Raw genomic sequence first — 17,871 nt, 5'->3', positions numbered from 1 at the left:
AATTCCGTCGCAATATCGGCCGACACTGCGTCTGCCGGACGAGCGACCGAAGGATTGGGCCCGTCGCCCCGCACCGGCTCCCTGGGGACCACACGCCATGCGCTCCACCCTCCTTGTCGCGGCTACCCTGTTCGCGTTCAGCTTGCCAGCCGCCGCACAGACCAGCAGCAATCCCCTACAGCCTCGGCCCACTACGCCCGCTCCTTCGGCCCCTGCCCGCGCCAAGCCGGCAGCGACGGCGGCTGCTCCCGCGACCGAGACGGCCAAGCCGAAGCGTCCCCGCTCCGAGGCCCAGCTCAAGAACGACGAGCGGCTGCGCAGTTGCGGGGCGGAATGGCGGGCCGACAAGGAGGCCCTGACGAAGAAGGGCTACAACTGGATCAAATATTCGGTCGAGTGCCGCAAGCGGCTGGCGGCGCAGGGGCGCTGATATCGGCGTGCCCGGACCGCGGCTTCAGACCACGATCTTGAAGCCTTCGTGGCTCTGGTCAAAGCCGAGCTGCCTGTAGAAGCGGTGCGCGTCCTTGCGCGACTTGTTCGAGGTCAGCTCGACCAGCCCGGCGCCGCGCTCCCTGGCGAAAGCGAGCGCGTGCCGGACCATGACGGCTCCGATCCCGGCGCCGCGGCTTTCGGGCGCGACGTGGACGCTCTCGATCTTGGCGCGCTGTCGTCCGCGCGCGACCAGCCCCGGAATGATCGTGACCTGAAAGGTGCCGACGACCTCGCCGGCACGTTCGGCCACGAACAGCGTGTTGTCCGGGCTGGCCTCGATCTCGTCAAAGGCGCGCGCATAATCGGGGTGCCGCGCCTCGGCGGCGATCTCTTCTGCCGTCTGCGTGGGCGCAGCAGCACCGAGCATGATCAGCTCGGCGATGCGCGCCACGTCCTCGCGGCGGGCGAGGCGGATGGCGATGCCGTCAAGATCGCTCGGATTTCTGATCGTCATGGTCATGCCTGATCGGGAATGGGGCTGAATGGGCTATTCGGCAAACAGGCGCTTGGCCATCAGCAGCGTATTGGGCGTGTCGTCTCGGCCGTCGAAACGGGCCTGGCGCTGCAGGAAGAAGCCCATGCGCTCGTAGAAGGCGATCGCCGGTTCGTTCTGGCTCTCGACCTCGAGGCGCGCGACCGGCGCCTGGGGAAAGCAGGCGAGCGTCACCTGCAGCAGCGTGCGGCCGATGCCGACACCCTGCCAGGTCGGCAGGACGTAGAGCCGCGTCAGCAGTGCAGCCCGATCCTGCTCCAGCCGCGCCGAGGACGTCGCAACGATCTCGCCTTCGACCAACGCGACCAGGAAGGCGCCGCTCTGGCGGTCGAGCTGGGCGCTCAGATTGTCGAGCGAATGCCAGGCATTGGTGATTTCGGCAACGCGCTGCCAGCCATAGATGCCGTCATAGGTGGCGTGCCAGGTCTCGACCAGCAGACCGCGCACCGCCGGCAGGTCGGCGGCTTCGGCGTCGCGGATGATGAGGCCGTCCGGCGTCACTCGATGCCCAGCTTGGCTTTCAGGATCTCGTTCAGGGCCTGCGGGTTGGCCTTGCCGCCCGAGGCCTTCATCGCCTGGCCGACGAACCAGCCCAGCATGGTCGGCTTCAGCTTGACCTGCTCGACCTTGTCGGGATTGGCGGCGATCAGTTCGTCCACCGCTTTTTCGATGGCGCCGGTGTCGGTGACCTGCTTCATGCCGCGCATCTCGACGATCTGACGCGGGTCCAAAGGTCCGCTTTCTGCTTCCGACCAGAGGATCTCGAACAGATCCTTGGCGATCCTGCCGGAGATGACGCCCTCGCCGATCAGATCGACCAGCCCGCCGAGCTGCGCAGCCGAGACCGGCGACGTCGTGACGTCCTGACCTTCCTTGTTGAGGCGGCCGAAGAGCTCGTTGATCACCCAGTTGGCGGCAGCCTTGCCATCCCGGCCTTTGGCGACCGCTTCGAAATAGTCGGCCTGCTCGCGCTCGGCGACGAGTACCGAGGCGTCATAGGGCGACAGCCCGTATTCGGCGATGAAGCGCGCCTTCTTGGCGTCCGGCAGCTCCGGCAGATGCACCTTGAGTTCCGCGACGAAGGCGTCGTCGAATTCGAGCGGCAGCAGATCGGGGTCGGGAAAATAGCGGTAGTCATGCGCCTCTTCCTTCGAGCGCATCGAGCGTGTCTCTGACTTGGCCGGGTCGTAGAGCCGCGTCTCCTGATCGATGCTGCCGCCATCCTCCAGGATGCCGATCTGACGGCGGGCCTCGACCTCGACGGCCTGGCCGATGAAGCGGATCGAGTTGACGTTCTTGATTTCGCAGCGCGTGCCGAGCTCGGCGCCCGGCTTGCGGACCGAGACGTTGACGTCGGCGCGCAGGTTGCCTTTTTCCATGTCGCCGTCGCACGTGCCGAGATAGCGCAGGATGGTCCGGAGTTTCGTGACGAAGGCGCGCGCTTCGTCGGCCGAGCGCAGATCGGGCCGCGACACGATTTCCATCAGGGCGACGCCCGAGCGATTGAGATCGACGAAGGACATGGTCGGGTGCTGGTCGTGCATTGACTTGCCGGCGTCCTGCTCCAGATGCAGCCGCTCGATGCCGACGATGATCTGCTCGGTCGGCGACAGATCGACGACAATCTCGCCTTCGCCAACGATCGGACTTTTATACTGGCTGATCTGGTAACCCTGCGGCAGATCGGGATAGAAGTAATTCTTGCGGTCGAAGACCGAGCGCTTGTTGATCAGGGCGTTCAGACCTAGACCCGTGCGAACGGCCTGGCGCACGCATTCCGCATTGATCACAGGCAACATACCGGGCATGGCGGCATCGACCAGGCTGACATGCTCGTTGGGTTCGGCTCCGAAAGCGGTGGCCGCGCCCGAGAACAGTTTGGCATTGGAGGTCACCTGGGCGTGGATCTCCATGCCGATCACAACTTCCCAGTCGCCGGTCGCGCCCTTGATCAGCTTTTTGGGGTCGGCGGGGCGGACATGCGCGTTCATCGTCGTCTTTCTGCTTATAGGTCTGCTGCTCGGTAAATCTGCCTACCGGTTACGATTTCGGAGCGCGGGCGGCAAGCGCCTGTTGCGCTCCTGTCACGCCCTGGCTGCATTCTGGCCCACCCTCTCGCAAACTGATGCCATGTCGAGTGATGGATCTTGACAATCGTCAGTATCGCCTTTCTTTTGCGGCAAAGCCCGGAAACCGGATCAGGTTGTGCCGGTCGTGCCATCCGGAGTTTCCCATGCAAAACCGCCGCTCGTCGGGTCTGGCGCTCGCTGTCCATATGGCCGCCATCGCGCTGACCTCAGGATCCGTCCTCGCCCAGGGCGCCCCGCCCGCCCCGCCGGTCCAGGTTTCAGCCCCGCTCGCCAAGCGCGTGACGAACTGGGACGAGTTCACCGGTCGCTTCGAGGCGAGCGAACAGGTCGAGGTGCGCGCGCGCGTCTCCGGCTTCCTCGATTCCCTACACTTCAAGGACGGCGACCTGGTCAAGAAGGGCGATCTGCTCTTCACTATCGACCCGCGTCCCTATGTCTTGTCGGTCGACGCCTCGCGCGCCGAGGTCGCCCGCGCCAAGGCTCAGGTGGATCTGGCGCAAAACGAAGTCGAGCGCGCCGAGGCTCTCACCCAGAACCGCACCATCACGGCCCGCGACGTCGATCAGCGCCGCGCCAACCTCAACAGTGCGATCGGCTCGCTGCAGGGCGCGGAGGCCAATCTCAAGACGGCCGAACTCAATCTGGAATGGACGCAGGTGCGCGCGTCGCTGGCTGGACGCATCTCCAACCGCCGCGTCGATCCGGGCAACCTGATCGCAGGCGGGCAGTCCGGCGCGACCCTGCTGACGACGATCGTGGCGGTCGATCCGATCTATTTCACCTTCGACTCGTCGGAGGCCGACTATCTCCGCTATTCCCGCCGGACAGGTGACCTGCGCAAGGTCGCCTCGCGCGAAGACGGCACCTCCGCCGAGGTGCGCCTCTCGGACGAAGTGGAGTGGAAGCGCCGCGGCAAGATCGATTTCGTCGACAACGCGCTCAATGCGCGGTCGGGAACGATTCGCGGCCGCGTCGTCTTCGCCAATGCGGACCAGTTCCTGACACCGGGCACCTTTGGACGGCTGCGGGTCTTTTCGGGCGAGGCCGACGGCCTGCTCGTTCCCGACAGCGTCATCGTCTCTGACCAAGCCAACAAGGTCGTCCTGACCGTCGGCCCCGAAAACAAGATCGTGCCCAAGCCTGTCGTACTGGGCCAGATGAGCGACGGGTTGCGCGTCATCCGTAGCGGCCTGACGCCGGGGGACAAGGTCGTCATCGGGGGCTTCGCCAACCCGATGGTGCGGCCGGGAGCGACCGTCACGCCGCAACCCGGCGAAATCAAGCCCGCCGCGACGAACTGACCGGCCGCTTCGCCATCGCACCTCGGACGGTCCACCGGCCGTCCGCCTGACTTTCAGGCCAGGACACATTTCATGTTCCGCTTCGCCCATTTCTTCATCGACCGGCCGATCTTTGCGACCGTGCTGTCGGTTCTTCTGACGATCGCGGGGGCCATCGCCCAGCGCGGTCTGCCGATCGCCGAGTATCCGGAGATCGCACCGCCGACCGTCTCCATCACCGCGACCTATCCGGGCGCCTCGGCCGAGGTCGTCGCCGCCACCGTCGCGACGCCGATCGAGCAGGAGGTCAATGGCGTCGACGACATGCTCTACATCCAGTCGCAGTCGACCGGCGACGGGCGCGTGACCATCAACGTCGTGTTCAAGGCCGGCACGGACATCGATCAGGCCCAGGTGCTGGTGCAGAACCGCGTCTCGGCGGCCGAGCCGCGCCTGCCGCAGGAGGTGCGCAGCTTCGGGCTCCAGACCCGCAAGGCCTCGCCGGACCTGATGATGGTCATCAACATGATCTCGCCGGACGGCTCGCGCGACGCTCAGTATGTCTCCAACTATGCGACGCTTTATGTGAAGGACGTGCTGACCCGCGTCGAAGGCGTCGGCAATGTGCAGGTTTTCGGCGCGCGTGACTTCTCGATGCGGGTCTGGCTCGACCCCGCCAAGGTGTCTTCGCGCAACCTGACGGCCGGAGACGTTGTCGCCGCGCTGCGGGCCGCCAACATCCAGGTCGCCGCGGGTGCGATCAACCAGCCGCCGGCGAAGTCGGACGGAGCGTTCCAGCTCTCGGTCAACACGCTCGGGCGCCTGACCGACATCGCCGAGTTCGAGAACATCGTCGTGCGCTCCGACGCCAATGGCGGCACGATCCGCATCCGCGACATTGCGCGCGTCGAACTCGGCTCGCAGGACTACACCACAAACGCCTATCTCGATAACCAGAACGCGGTCGCCATCGGCATCTTCCAGCGGCCGGGCTCGAACGCGCTCGCCACCGCCGAGACGCTGATCAAGACCATGGACGGCATGGCGCGCGAATTCCCCACCGGGGTCGAGCACCGCATCATCTACAACCCGACCGAGTTCATCGGCGAATCGGTCAGCGCCGTGGTTCATACGCTGATCGAGGCTATCGCACTCGTCGTCATCGTCGTGATTCTCTTCCTCCAGACCTGGCGCGCGGCGATCATCCCGATCATCGCGATTCCGGTTTCGCTCGTCGGCACCTTCCTGGTGATGAGCGCGGTCGGCATCTCCTTCAACACGATCTCGCTGCTCGCTCTGGTGCTTGCCATCGGCATCGTCGTCGACGATGCGATCGTCGTCGTCGAGAACGTCGAGCGCTATCTGGCCCAGGGCATGTCGGCGAAGGACGCTGCGCACAAGACCATGGACGAGGTCGGCGGCGCCCTGCTCGCGATCGCGCTCGTGCTCTGCGCCGTGTTCATCCCGACGGCCTTCATCAGCGGCCTGCAGGGCACTTTCTACCAGCAGTTCGCCGTGACCATCGCAGCCTCGACGGCGATCTCCTGCTTCGTTTCTCTGACGCTGTCGCCGGCGCTGGCGGCTCTGCTGCTCAAGCCGCACGGCCATGACGAGGGCCAGAAGAAGGGCTTCATCTACGCACTGGGCACGCCCGTGCGCGGCTTCTTCCACTATTTCAACAAGGGCTTCGACTGGCTCTCGCGCAGCTATGGCTCGGTGACCTCGCGCTTGATCCGGTTCTCGGCGATCTTGCTGATCGTCTATTCCGGGCTGATCGCTGCCACTGTCTGGGAGATCGGCAAAACGCCGACCGGCCTCGTGCCGCAGCTCGATCGCGGCTACTTCATCGTCGCCTTCCAGTTGCCGCCGGGCGCATCGCTGACGCGCACAGATGCGGTGATCCGCAAGGCTACCGACGTAGTGCTGTCGCGCCCGGGCGTCGTCCATGCGGTCGCCTTCGCCGGCCTGGACGGCGCGACCTTCACCATCGCGCCGAATACGGGCGTGATCTTCGTGACGCTCGCCCCGTTCGAGGAGCGCACCAAGCAGAAGCTGACGTCGGACGGGATTCTCGCCGATCTGCGCCAGCAGATGTTTGCCATCAGCGAGGCCTTCGCGCTGGTGATCCCGCCTCCGGCGGTGCCGGGCATCGGCACCGGCGGCGGCCTCAAGGGCTATGTCCAGGATCGCTCTGGACGTGGGTTGGCGGCGCTCGAAGGCGCGACCTGGGTGGTGGCAGGCTCGGCCGGGCAGGTTCCCGGCATCCAGCAGCCCTTCACCCTGTTCTCCACCAAGACGCCGCAGGTCTTCGCCGATATCGACCGCACCAAGGCCGAGATGCTCGGCGTGCCGATCACGCGCGTCTTCGAGACGCTCTCGGTCTATATGGGCTCGGCCTATATCAACGACTTCAACCTGCTCGGACGGACCTACCGGGTGACGGCGCAGGCCGACAACCCGTTCCGTCTCGACCTGCGCGACGTCGCCAATCTGAAGACCCGTAACGCCGATGGCGAGATGGTGCCGATCGGCTCGGTCGCCTCCTTCTCGGACACCACCGGCGCCTATCGCGTGCCGCGCTACAACCTCTATCCGGCGGCCGAGGTGCAGCTTTCGATGGCGCGCGGCTTCTCGACGGGACAGGGCATCGCCGCGATCGAGAAAATCGCGGCCGAACGCCTGCCCACGGGCTTCGGCTTCGAATGGACCGAGATCGCGCTGCAGGAGAAGCTCGCGGGCAACACGGCGATCATCGCCTTCGGGCTTGCCGTGGTCTTTGTCTTCCTGCTGCTGGCGGCGCTCTATGAAAGCTGGATGCTGCCGCTGGCGGTCATCCTGATCGTGCCGATGTGCATTCTCGCGGCGATGATCGGGGTGAACCAGCAGGGGCTCGACCGCAACATCCTGGTCGATATCGGCCTCGTCGTGCTGGTCGGCCTCGCGGCCAAGAACGCCATTCTGATCGTCGAGTTCGCCAAGCAGGCCGAAGAGGAAGGCATGAACCGGCGCGAAGCGGCGATCGCTGCCGCCCGCACGCGGTTGCGGCCGATCCTGATGACGTCGCTCGCCTTCATCCTCGGCGTGCTGCCGCTGACGATCTCGACAGGCGCGGGTTCGGAAATGCGCCAGGCGATGGGCATCGCGGTGTTCTCCGGCATGGTCGGCGTGACCTTCTTCGGGCTGATCTTCACGCCCGTCTTCTATGTCGTGGTGCGCTGGTTGGCGGATCTCGGCAAAAAGAAGACGCCCGCAGAGCCGCCGCATGGGGATGCATCCGCCGCTCACCCGTGATTGGATCGCCCCCGTCTCGAATCTGACGCGACGGGGGCGGCCATGGCGACCTGGATGATCGGCCTCGTCGCGCTACCCTTGGCGACGATCCTGATCGCGGCGGCGCTGTTCGTGCCGACCTATCGCCGGCTGCAGCGCGCCGAATACATCCGGACCTATGAATGGCCGCCGGGGCTGCTCGACAAGCTCGCCGCGCATCACCGCGGCTTCACCCGCAAGGAGAGCGCGCTGGTGGCGCAGGGCTTGCGGCAGTTCTTCCTGGCCTATCTCAACAGCGGCCGCGTCTATGTTGCGATGCCTTCGCAGGTCGCCGACGACCTCTGGCACGAGTTCATCCTCTACACCCGGGCCTATCAGGCGTTCTGCCAGGAGGCTTTCTGCGGTTTCCTGCATCACACCCCGGCGGTCGCCCTCGCCCAGGGTCGTAAAAAGGACAATGCGGGCCTGCGCCGCGTCTGGCTGTATTGCTGCCGGCTGGACGGCATCAACCCGGTCAAGCCGACACGCCTGCCGCTGCTCTTCGCGCTCGACACCAAGCTCAACATCCCCGGCGGCTACCGCTACGAGCCCGACTGCGCGCAACTGCGCCGCAACGGCGACGCCGGCTCGCAATGCGGTGGCGACTTTTCGAGCAGTTCCTACGATGGCGGGACGGATGGGATGGGAGATAGCGGCCGGTCCGACGGCGGCAGCTCCGACAGCGGATCAAGCGATGGGGGCGGCGACGGCGGTGGCTGCGGCGGAGGCGGCGGGGATTGACGGAGCCGTCGCGATCTTCCCAGCCCTCATCCTGAGGAGCCGCGAAGCGGCGTCTCGAAGGATGGTCCAGGAGTCTCCAGAGCCATCTGGAGCATCCTTCGAGACGCCATTCCTGACGGAATGACTCCTCAGGATGAGGGCTCGATATCCGAAGCGGTTCAGCCCCACCAGCGCTCGCTGACCGGGAAGCGACCCGCCGCATCCTCGATCACCTGCCCGAGCGAGAACAGCGTCTCCTCGTCGAAGGGGCGCCCGATCAGCTGCAGCCCGAGCGGCAGGCCCTGCCCGTCGAGGCCGGCGGGCACCGCGATGCCGGGAAGGCCGGCCATGTTCACCGTCACCGTGAAGATGTCGTTGAGATACATCTCGACCGGGTCCGAAGAGCCCTTCTCGCCGATGCCGAAGGCCGCCGAGGGCGTCGCAGGCGTCAGCACCGCGTCGATGCCGGCGGCATAGGCCTCGTCGAAGTCGCGCTTGATCAGGGTGCGGACCTTCTGCGCGCGTAGATAATAGGCGTCGTAATAGCCGGCCGAGAGGACATAGGTGCCGATCATGATGCGGCGCTTGACCTCGGCGCCAAAGCCCTCGGCGCGGGTCTTCTCATACATCTCGACGATGTCGCGGCCGGGTTCGCGCAGGCCGTAGCGAACGCCGTCATAGCGGGCGAGGTTCGAGGAGGCCTCGGCGGGCGCCACGATGTAGTAAGCGGGCAAGGCGTATTTCGTATGCGGAAGCGAGATTTCGACGATCTCGGCGCCGGCGCTTTTCAGCCATTCGATGCCCTGCTGCCAGAGCGCGTCGATCTCGGCATTGAGACCGTCGAGCCGGTATTCCTTGGGAATACCGATCTTCATACCCTTGACCGAGCGGCCGACGGCCTTCTCGTAGTCGGGCACCGCGATGTCGACTGAGGTCGTGTCCTTGGGATCATGGCCTGCCATGGAGCGCAGCATCACGGCGCAATCGCGTACCGTCTTGCCGATCGGGCCGGCCTGATCGAGCGATGAGGCGAAAGCGACGATGCCCCAGCGCGAGCAGCGACCATAGGTCGGCTTGATGCCGACAGTGCCGGTAAAGGCGGCCGGCTGGCGGATCGAGCCGCCCGTGTCGGTCGCGGTCGCGGCGAGGCAGAGATCGGCCGCCACGGCCGAAGCGGAACCACCGGAGGAACCGCCGGGAACGAGATGGTTGCCCTCGACCGCGCCACCCTGCCCCGCCGAGACATTGGAACCGGTACGGCGCCAGGGGTTCACAACACTGCCGAAGGCGCTGGTCTCGTTGGACGAGCCCATGGCGAATTCGTCGTTGTTGAGTTTGCCGAGCATGACCGCGCCGTCGCGCCAGAGCTGGCCGGAGACGGTCGATTCATAGGGAGGCACGAAGTTGCCTAGAATCCTGGAGCAGGCGGTGGTGCGTATCCCTTGCGTCGCGAACAGGTCTTTGATGCCGAGCGGCAGGCCTTCGAGCGGGCCGCCCTCGCCTTTGGAGAGCTTGTCGTCGGAGGCCGCGGCCTGCTTCAGGGCGTGCTCAGGGGTTTCCAGCACATAGGCATTGAGGGCGCGCGCCTTCTCGACGGCGTCGATATGCGCCCTGGTCAGCTCGGTCGCGGAAAAGGCTTTGGCCTTCAGCCCATCGCGGGCCTCGGTCAGGGTCAGGCGGGTGAGATCGGTCACGGGCAATATCCGGCGTTAATATTGGTCGGGAGACCCCGGATCGCGCTCCGCGCGTCCGGGGTGATCGAATAGCGCGTCCCGCGCCTATTCGATCACCTTCGGCACCATAAAATAATTGTCCTCGGACGCGGGCGCATTGGCGACGATCCGCTCGGCGATCTCGCCGTCCGTGACCACGTCCTCGCGCTGCTTCATCGCCATCGGCATGATCGAGGTCAACGGCTCGACGCCGGAGACGTCGACCTCGTTCAACTGCTCGACGAAGCCGAGAATCGCGTTGATCTCGCCTTGGAGCTTGGGCAGATCAGCCTCCGGCACGGCAATGCGCGCCAGATGCGCGACGCGTTTGACGGTGGCGAGATCGACCGACATGGCGGGCTCCTGAAAAATGATTTGCCCGCGCTATAGCGCGGGCAAAACGCCAAGTCAGTACCGACTTGACGATCAAAGGGTGACAGCTTCGCCCTTCACCGGCACCAGCGCCTGCACATCGCTGCCCTTCAGCCCGGCAACGAAGGCATCGGCGTTGGGATCGATGATCGGAAAAGAGCCGTAATGGCACGGAATCGCGGTCTTCGGCTTGACGAAGCGCGTCATGGCGAGCGCGGCAACCTTGCCGCCCATGGTGAAGCGGTCGCCGACCGGGCAGATGCAGATCTCGACGCCGTGAAGTTCGCTGATCAGCGCCATATCGGAGAAGATGTCGGTATCGCCCATATGCCAGAGCGTTTTCTCGCCCCTGGCCTTGATGATCGCGCCATTGGGGTTGCCGAGCGGAAAGCCGACGCCGGCCTCGACCATGCCCGACGAATGATCGGCCCGCACCAGGGTGACGCTGAAGGCGCCCAGATCGACCGTACCGCCCGCCCCCATCGGCTGGAACGATTTCAGGCCTTTCGAGGCGAGATACATGCACAGATCGTAGTTCGTGATCACCGTGGCGTCGTTGGCCTCGACGATGGCGAGCGCATCGCCGATATGGTCGAAATGGCCATGGGTGATGACGATATGGCTGACGCCCTTGGCCGCCGTCGCGACATCGCCCTCGAAGGACGGGTTGCCGGTGAGGAACGGGTCGATCAGCAGGGACGCCCCGGCGATATCGATGCGAAAGGCGGAATGGCCGAACCAGGTGAGTTTCATGTGAGGCTCCAGGCAGGACGGGTTTCGCTGACGTTCTATGCCGCCGATGGCCGGGCTCCAAGTCGACAATCGCGAGCGGGACGTGCACCCTCCCAGCCCCCGCTTGCCATGGACCATGCCGCATGACCGATGCCGCCACACTCGCCCGCCGGATCGCCCAGGGACGCGGCGACGAGCCCGCCGATCTCGTCATCCGGGGCGCAATGCTGTTTGATCTCGTCACCGGCGCGCTGGTCGAGAGCGACATCGCGCTCTGCGGCGACACGATCGTCGGGACCTATGGCCGCTATGAAGGCCAGGCCACCTTCGACGCCGCCGGTCTCATCGCCGTGCCCGGCTTCATCGACACGCATCTCCATGTCGAATCGTCGCTCGTGACGCCGCTGGAATTCGAGCGCTGCGTGCTGCCCCACGGCGTTACCACCGCGATTTGCGATCCGCACGAGATCGCCAATGTGCTGGGCGTCGCGGGCATCGCCTATTTTCTGGCCTGCGCCGAGGCGATGCGAATGGATCTGCGCGTGCAGCTGTCGAGCTGCGTACCGGCGACACATCTGGAGACGGCCGGCGCCCGGCTCGAAGCCGGTGACCTGACGCCCTTCATCGACCATCCCAAGGTCATCGGTCTGGCCGAGTTCATGAACTTCCCCGGCGTGCTGAACTGCGATACAGGCTGTCTCGCCAAGCTGGAGGCGTTCTCGCACAAGCATATTGACGGCCACGCGCCGCTGGTACGCGGCATGGACCTGAATGGCTATCTCGCAGCCGGCATCCGTACTGACCACGAGACCACCACAGCCGACGAGGCCCGCGAAAAACTCGCCAAGGGCATGGCGATCCTGATTCGCGAGGGTTCGGTCTCGAAAGACCTTCACGCCCTGATCCCGCTGATCACGCGCGACGCCTCTCCCTTCCTCGCCTTCTGCACCGACGACCGCAATCCGCTCGACATCGGCGAGGAAGGCCATCTCGACTACATGATCCGCACCGCCATCGCCCATGGCGCCGACATTCTCGCGACCTATCGCGTCGCGACGCTCTCGGCCGCGCGGAATTTCGGGCTGTTCGACAGGGGCTTCATCGCACCGGGGAAGCGGGCCGACATCGTGCTGATCGACGATCTGGCGGCCTGCGGGGTTCGCCAGGTCTTTGCCGGCGGCAAGCTGGTCGAGGATGCTCTGTTTGCAGATCGAAGCGCGGTCGCGCAGGTAGGGCTGGGCTCGGTGAAGAGCCGCCGGTTGCAGCTGGAGGATTTCGAGGTCGCGGCCCGCAAGGGCGAAACGCCGGTGATCGGTGTCGTGCCGGGACGGATCATCACCGAACGCCTCGCCATGCGCCTGCCGGAACAGGGCGGCAAGGCCCTGCCGGATCTGGAGCAGGACGCCGTCAGAGTCGCGGTGATCGAACGCCACGGCATCAACGGCGGCATCGCGACCGGGTTCGTGCATGGCTTCGGGATGAAGCATGGCGCCATCGCCTCGTCGGTCGGGCATGACAGCCATAATCTCTGCGTGGTGGGCGTCGACGAGGCCTCGATGGCGGCGGCCGCGAACCGGCTGGTCGAGATCGGTGGCGGCTTTGCGGTTGCCGATGGCGGGAAGGTCCTAGCCGAACTGGCCCTGCCGATCGCGGGCCTGATGAGCGACCAGCCTTTCGAGACGGTGCGGCATGGGCTGGAGGATTTGAGGGCCGCCGCCAAGGCGCTCGGGGTGGTGCTGGCCGAACCTTTCCTGCAGGTCGCTTTCCTGACCCTACCGGTGATCCCGCATCTGAAGATCACCGACAAGGGGCTGGTCGATGTCGATACGTTCGACTTCGTCTGATCGACGCAGCTTACCCTCCCAGTAATTCCTCTGCCACCTCAATCCCTTCCGCCTTGGCTTTCGTGCGCAGAGTCAGGCGCCGGACGCCCGGCAGCCTGGTGCCGTCCTGATCCTCGACGGCATGAGCCAGCAGCCTCATGCGCTCGGCGAACCAGTGGCCTCCCATCGCTGCCGGATCGATGGCAAGGATCAGCTGGCCGGTGCCGGGCGGGCCACCCTTGTCGTCGAGGAAAGACGATGCCTCGAAAGCGAAATGCGCGCCGACCAGGCTCGCGGCCAGGATCTCGACCATCAGTGCCAGCGTCGCGCCCTTGGCATCGCCGAGCGGCAGCATGGTGCCGGCGAGCGCTGCGCCTGCATCTGTCGTCGGCCTGCCGGCGCTATCGAGCGCCCACCCCTCCGGGATCGTCTCGCCGTTCTGCCGGGCGGCGACGATGGGCCCGCGCGCGACCTTCGACAGCGCCATGTCGATGACAAGGGGTTCGCGCCCGGCGAGCGGGGCGGCGAACGCGATCGGATTGGTGCCGAAGACCGGCTTCGACCCGCCCCATGGCGCGATGGCGGCAGGCGTATTGGCGAAGAGAAGCGCGACCAGACCCTCTTCGGCGAGGCGTTCCACATGCAGGCCGGCCGCGCCGCAATGGCTGGAGCGCCGGATCGGACAGATGGCCACGCCCTGGGCGCGGGCAAGATCGGGCAGTTCGATCACGGCGAGGTCGATTGCGGGATAGGCGAAGCCGTGACAGGCATCGATCGCCAGCACGCTTGGCTTTGGGCGGCTTTCGATCGGCACCGCCCTGCCGTCGATCTTGCCGGACTTCAGCATCGCAAGATAGGTGGGGACGCGGGACAGACCGTGGCCCTTCAATCCGTCGGCCTCGGCCATGACCAGCGCCCAGGCCACCGAGGCGGCGTTCGCAGGAGAGGCGCCCTGCGCCGTGAAAAGGTCGGTCAGCCTGGCCTCGGCCTGATCCAGCGAGAGTTTCGTCATAGGCGTCCCTCGAGCGCGGCCATGACGCGCTCGGCCACGAGCCCCGAGACGCGACCATTGGATTCGACCGTGTTGCCGGCGATATGCGGTGTCAGGATCAGATTGGGCGTGCCGGCAAAAATTCTTGCGCCGTCCCGGAGCGGTTCCTCGGCGAAAACGTCGAGCGCGGCGCCGCCGAGCTTGCCGTCCTTCAACGCCGCGACCAGAGCCGCCTCATCCATCACGCCACCTCGCGCGGCATTGATCAGCACTGCGTCCCGTTTCATTCGAGCAAAAGCCTTCGCGCCGATCAGGCCCTGGGTTTCCGGCGTCAACGGCAAATGGATACTGACGACGTCGGAGGTCGAGAGCACCGTTTCCAGATCCAGCTGTTGCGCGCCCTGCCAGGCCGGGTCGTCAGCCGCAACATGAGGATCGTAGGCGACGATCTCCATGCCCATCAGGCGGGCGTGGTTGGCGGTGTCGCGCGCGATCGCTCCGAAGCCGACGAGGCCCAGTCGCTTGCCCGCGATTTCGCGGCCGATCAGCTGGGTCTTGGGGAACTCGCCGGCCAGCATGGCGGCGCTGGCGAAATAGGCGCCGCGCAGCAGCACCATGGCGCTGCAGATGACATATTCGACAACGGAAAGGCTGTTCGCACCCGTCGCAGGAAAGACCTTGATGCCGCGCGCCGAGCAGGCCTCCATGTCGATGTTGTCGAGTCCGACACCGAGCCGGCCGACGACCTTGAGAGCCTTGGCCGAGTCGAGTACCGCGCCCCTCACCTGCGTCTGGTTGCGCACGATCAGGGCCGGCACCTCGGCGACGAGTTTCGCGAGCTCTTCCGGTTTGCCGAAAAGCTCGGGATCGTGATGGACGGTGTAGCGGGCGCTCAGCGTGGCGACGGCCGCCTCGTCCATGAATTCCGTGATGACGATGTCGGTCATGGCGATGCGCCTTTTCAGCTTTGCCGGTCAGCCCAACACGATCAGGCCGCCTGTGACGATGACGAGGATGACGAGGCTCGTGCCGGCAACCAGCACCATATGACGCCAGCCAAGCCGGGCCATAGCCCCGAGCGAGGTGCCGAGCCCCAGAGCCGCGATGGCGATGAGCAGGCCCCAACCGGACATCGCGAGCAGGAGCGTGCGCACCGGCCCGTAGAATGGCGCCAGCGACGCTTGCGTCGCGAGCACGCTGTTCACGAGGCAGAGCACAAGGAACATGATGGCGAAGACCGGCACGGGCACCCTCGCCCGTTCCGCGACATCGCCGGCGCGCCGGGCCTCGTCCCGAACGAGCCACCAGCCGACGATCAGCACGGCCGGCAGCAGCAGGAAGACGCGGAACAGCTTGACGATAATCGCGGCATTGGCGGCCTGGTCCGAGACCGACTCGCCGGCGCCCACGACCTGGGCGACGTCGTGAATGGTCGCGCCGAGCATGATGCCCGTCTGGGACGGCGAGAAGCCGAGCCAGACGCAGATCAGCGGATAGGCGAGCATCGCCAGCGTCGAAAGCGCGTTCATCGCGATGACCGTAAAGGCAACGTCGGCGGCCTTGGTCTTGTAGTCGGGCACGACTGTCGCTGTGGCGAGCGCGGCGGAGGCGCCACAGACCGCCGTCGCGACACCGCCGAGCGCGCCCATGCCCGTCTCCCGGCCGAGCCAGCGCGCCAGCAGGAAGCCCGAGACGATCGTCGCAGCCATCGCACCGATCACCAGAAGCGCCGTGGTCAGGCCGAGCGCGATGATATCTCCGAGCGCGACACGCAGACCGAGCAGGGCGATCGCCCAACGCAGCAGTTTCTTGACGCAGAAGACCATGCCCGGCTGAAAGCGCGACGCGTTGGCATAGGGGTGCAGCAGCATTCCGATGATCAGGGCGATCACCACGGCAGGGATCCCGAAACGGCCGCCGGCAGCGGATTTCAACAGCGGCTCGGCGATGTAGGCCGCGACCGCGACCGCAGTCGACAAGGCGATTCCGTCGAGGAGCGGACGCCAGGCACTGACGCGGGCGGTCGTCGCAATGGACAAGACTGGGGCTCCCGAGGTTTCGGCCGGAGCGATCGAAGCTGCCGGAGCGGCGCGTGGCCGCCCCGGCTGTTAGCAGCGGCTTAAGCTGAGCGGTAGAGCTTGGTCATCGAGAATTCGCGGTGTCCCAATGCTTCCGCCGCAGTCAGGCGGCCATTGGCGGTGCGCACGATGTTCTCGATCAGCGCGTCTCCGGCCTGCGGGATCGTCATGTCGCGGCGCAGGATGCCCGACACATCGACGTCGATATGCTCCGGCATGGTCCGCATCGTCTTGGGGTTGCCGGTGATCTTGATGACGGGGACGATCGGGTTGCCGATGACGTTGCCCTGTCCGGTCGGGAAGGTGTGGACGACATAGCCGCCCGCAGCCATCAGGGTGACGCATTCGGCTGCGGCCGAGGAGGTGTCCATATAATACAGGCCCGGCCCCTTGGCCGGCGCCTCGGCCGGCTGCAGGATGTCGATGTATTTGCACTCTCGACCGATCTTCTCGAGGTTTCCGAGCGCCTTTTCCTCGATCGTGGTCAGGCCGCCGGCGATGTTGCCCTTGGTCGGCTGCGAATCCGAGAGGTCGTCGGTCTTGTGGGCCTCGATCACGTCGTCCTGATAGGCCTTCCACATCCTGTACCAGCGCTCGCCGACCTCAGGCGTCGCCGCGCGGGCCTTGCAGAGATGCTCGGCGCCGGTGATCTCGGAGGTCTCGCCGAAGACGCCGTAGACACCGCGCGGGATCCATTTGTCGTACATGTTGCCCACTGTCGGGCAGGAGGACAGGCCGGTCGTGGTGTCCGACTCACCGCATTTGGTCGAAACCCAGAGCTCCTCGATGCCGCATTGCTCGCGCTGCAGTTCGGTCGCCCACTGCACGAACTCCTTTGCGACATAGGAGGCCTTCGCGATCGTGGCGATGTCGCCATGGCCCTCGATGCCAAAGCCGACCACAGGCTTGCCGGTCGCGGCGATGCCGTCGACGACGCGCTTGGTCCAGCCATCCTCGATCCCGATGACGACGACAGCGGCGACGTTGGGGTTCGACCCCGTGCCGATCAGGGTGCGGAAATGGATCTCGAGATCCTCGCCGAACTGAAGACGACCATAGGCGTGCGGGATCGCGAGCGTGCCCTTGACGTTGTTGGCAACCGCCTCGCAGGCGGCGTTGGAGAGATCGTCGAGCGGTAGCAGCAGGACGTGGTTGCGGACGCCGACGCGGCCGTTCTCGCGGCGCCAGCCGACGAAGGAATCGAGGCTGCGGCCGGTCGGGCGCTTGACCATGGGTGCCTTGAACGCGGGGGCCTCGATCTGCCGGCCCTTGAAATCGGCGAGATCGCCTTTGACGAGATCGAAATTGGCGACAATGGACATGATGGCGTTTCCCTTTGGGCTTGGCGGGCTCGACCTTGCCGGGAGCCGCGTTCTGCTGAAATCAGATGTGAACCTTCAGCGCCGCGCTCACCAGCGCTTCGTCTTGGCGTTGTGGACGTGCAGATGCTCGCCCTGCTTCACATCGGCCTTGGCCTGACCGATGTCCTGGCCGTATTTCCAGATCGTCTCGCCCTTCGCGATATCCTTGAGCGCGACCTTGTGGCCGATCGGGATGTCCATCTTCGCGGTCAGGTGGAAATCGGAATTGTCGTGCGTGACCACGCACAACATGTCGGTGCCAGCTTTCAGACCCTCGACGACGACGACGCCGACGGTGTCCTTCTTCTCGTGAACCAGGAGATGGGGCGTGCTCATCGGTGTCTCCTCACAACGTTTTTGTCGAGCGGCAGCTGGAATTCGGACTCGACCAGCCTTTCGATAAGTCTTATATAAGACA

General features: G+C 65.5%; 16 protein-coding genes. 5 read left to right on the top strand and 11 right to left on the bottom strand.

Annotated features, from left to right (window positions below; genetic code table 11):
- The first annotated feature begins 97 nt into the window (after window positions 1-97).
- Window positions 98-430 carry a hypothetical protein gene (locus AXW83_RS05645; protein WP_066611377.1) on the top strand — a complete coding sequence of 111 codons (333 nt, stop codon included), beginning with the start codon at window positions 98-100 and terminating at the stop codon, window positions 428-430.
- A 24-nt stretch (window positions 431-454) separates the two neighbouring features.
- On the opposite strand, the gene AXW83_RS05640 is transcribed toward AXW83_RS05645, so the two are convergent.
- The 3 genes from AXW83_RS05640 to gatB are packed head-to-tail and all read right to left on the bottom strand — an operon-like array spanning window position 455 to window position 2,976.
- Complete coding sequence (locus AXW83_RS05640; protein ID WP_236841828.1) at window positions 455-952, bottom strand: GNAT family N-acetyltransferase; 498 nt, start codon at window positions 950-952, stop codon at window positions 455-457.
- Window positions 953-979: 27 nt separating this feature from the next.
- The gene (locus AXW83_RS05635; protein WP_066611375.1) at window positions 980-1,486 is read right to left on the bottom strand and encodes a GNAT family N-acetyltransferase; all 507 of its coding nucleotides are present in this window, start codon (window positions 1,484-1,486) and stop codon (window positions 980-982) included.
- Window positions 1,483-2,976, bottom strand: coding sequence for an Asp-tRNA(Asn)/Glu-tRNA(Gln) amidotransferase subunit GatB (gatB, locus tag AXW83_RS05630; RefSeq protein ID WP_066611374.1), 1,494 nt, complete (start codon window positions 2,974-2,976; stop codon window positions 1,483-1,485). The genes AXW83_RS05635 and gatB overlap by 4 nt, the downstream gene beginning before the upstream one ends.
- A gap of 242 nt (window positions 2,977-3,218) precedes the next feature.
- On the opposite strand from gatB, the gene AXW83_RS05625 reads away from it, so the two are divergent.
- From AXW83_RS05625 to AXW83_RS05615, 3 genes are all read left to right on the top strand, one after another.
- Entirely contained in the window at window positions 3,219-4,376 is a 1,158-nt protein-coding gene (locus AXW83_RS05625) for an efflux RND transporter periplasmic adaptor subunit (RefSeq protein ID WP_066611373.1), read from the top strand.
- A gap of 72 nt (window positions 4,377-4,448) precedes the next feature.
- Entirely contained in the window at window positions 4,449-7,646 is a 3,198-nt protein-coding gene (locus tag AXW83_RS05620; RefSeq protein ID WP_066611372.1) for an efflux RND transporter permease subunit, read from the top strand.
- Between the two features lie 42 nt (window positions 7,647-7,688).
- On the top strand, window positions 7,689-8,405 hold the full coding sequence (locus AXW83_RS05615) for a glycine-rich domain-containing protein (protein WP_210179648.1): 717 nt from the start codon (window positions 7,689-7,691) through the stop codon (window positions 8,403-8,405).
- A gap of 158 nt (window positions 8,406-8,563) precedes the next feature.
- Here AXW83_RS05615 and gatA read toward each other — a convergent pair whose 3' ends face one another.
- The 3 genes from gatA to AXW83_RS05600 form a co-directional block, all read right to left on the bottom strand.
- Window positions 8,564-10,078 (bottom strand): Asp-tRNA(Asn)/Glu-tRNA(Gln) amidotransferase subunit GatA, encoded by a 1,515-nt coding sequence (gatA, locus tag AXW83_RS05610; RefSeq protein ID WP_066611370.1) that lies wholly within the window; start codon window positions 10,076-10,078, stop codon window positions 8,564-8,566.
- Window positions 10,079-10,162: 84 nt separating this feature from the next.
- The gene (gatC, locus tag AXW83_RS05605) at window positions 10,163-10,450 is read right to left on the bottom strand and encodes an Asp-tRNA(Asn)/Glu-tRNA(Gln) amidotransferase subunit GatC (RefSeq protein ID WP_066611368.1); all 288 of its coding nucleotides are present in this window, start codon (window positions 10,448-10,450) and stop codon (window positions 10,163-10,165) included.
- A 72-nt stretch (window positions 10,451-10,522) separates the two neighbouring features.
- Window positions 10,523-11,221: a metal-dependent hydrolase gene (locus tag AXW83_RS05600; protein ID WP_066611366.1), complete on the bottom strand. Its 699-nt coding sequence runs from the start codon at window positions 11,219-11,221 to the stop codon at window positions 10,523-10,525.
- A gap of 122 nt (window positions 11,222-11,343) precedes the next feature.
- Here AXW83_RS05600 and ade point away from each other — a divergent pair, with 122 nt between their 5' ends.
- The gene (ade, locus tag AXW83_RS05595) at window positions 11,344-13,044 is read left to right on the top strand and encodes an adenine deaminase (RefSeq protein ID WP_066611364.1); all 1,701 of its coding nucleotides are present in this window, start codon (window positions 11,344-11,346) and stop codon (window positions 13,042-13,044) included.
- A gap of 10 nt (window positions 13,045-13,054) precedes the next feature.
- On the opposite strand, the gene AXW83_RS05590 is transcribed toward ade, so the two are convergent.
- The 5 genes from AXW83_RS05590 to AXW83_RS05570 all read right to left on the bottom strand — a co-directional run bounded on the left by AXW83_RS05590 (window position 13,055) and on the right by AXW83_RS05570 (window position 17,789).
- Window positions 13,055-14,035: an Ldh family oxidoreductase gene (locus AXW83_RS05590; protein ID WP_066611362.1), complete on the bottom strand. Its 981-nt coding sequence runs from the start codon at window positions 14,033-14,035 to the stop codon at window positions 13,055-13,057.
- A complete protein-coding gene (locus AXW83_RS05585) occupies window positions 14,032-14,961 on the bottom strand; it encodes a hydroxyacid dehydrogenase (protein ID WP_066611360.1) in 930 nt (309 codons plus the stop codon). Before AXW83_RS05585 ends, AXW83_RS05590 begins: the two co-directional genes overlap by 4 nt.
- Before the next feature lie 27 nt (window positions 14,962-14,988).
- Window positions 14,989-16,053: a YeiH family protein gene (locus tag AXW83_RS05580; protein WP_236841827.1), complete on the bottom strand. Its 1,065-nt coding sequence runs from the start codon at window positions 16,051-16,053 to the stop codon at window positions 14,989-14,991.
- An 80-nt stretch (window positions 16,054-16,133) separates the two neighbouring features.
- A complete protein-coding gene (locus AXW83_RS05575; RefSeq protein ID WP_066619897.1) occupies window positions 16,134-17,324 on the bottom strand; it encodes a UxaA family hydrolase in 1,191 nt (396 codons plus the stop codon).
- 177 nt (window positions 17,325-17,501) lie between these two features.
- A complete protein-coding gene (locus AXW83_RS05570) occupies window positions 17,502-17,789 on the bottom strand; it encodes a UxaA family hydrolase (RefSeq protein ID WP_066611358.1) in 288 nt (95 codons plus the stop codon).
- Between the last annotated feature and the right edge of the window lie 82 nt (window positions 17,790-17,871).

Origin of the sequence: Bosea sp. PAMC 26642 (assembly GCF_001562255.1) — a bacterium.
Classification (GTDB): Bacteria; Pseudomonadota; Alphaproteobacteria; order Rhizobiales; family Beijerinckiaceae; genus Allobosea.
The sequence above is the reverse complement of the archived record's forward strand: the minus strand, read 5'-3'. Positions and strand labels throughout refer to the sequence as shown.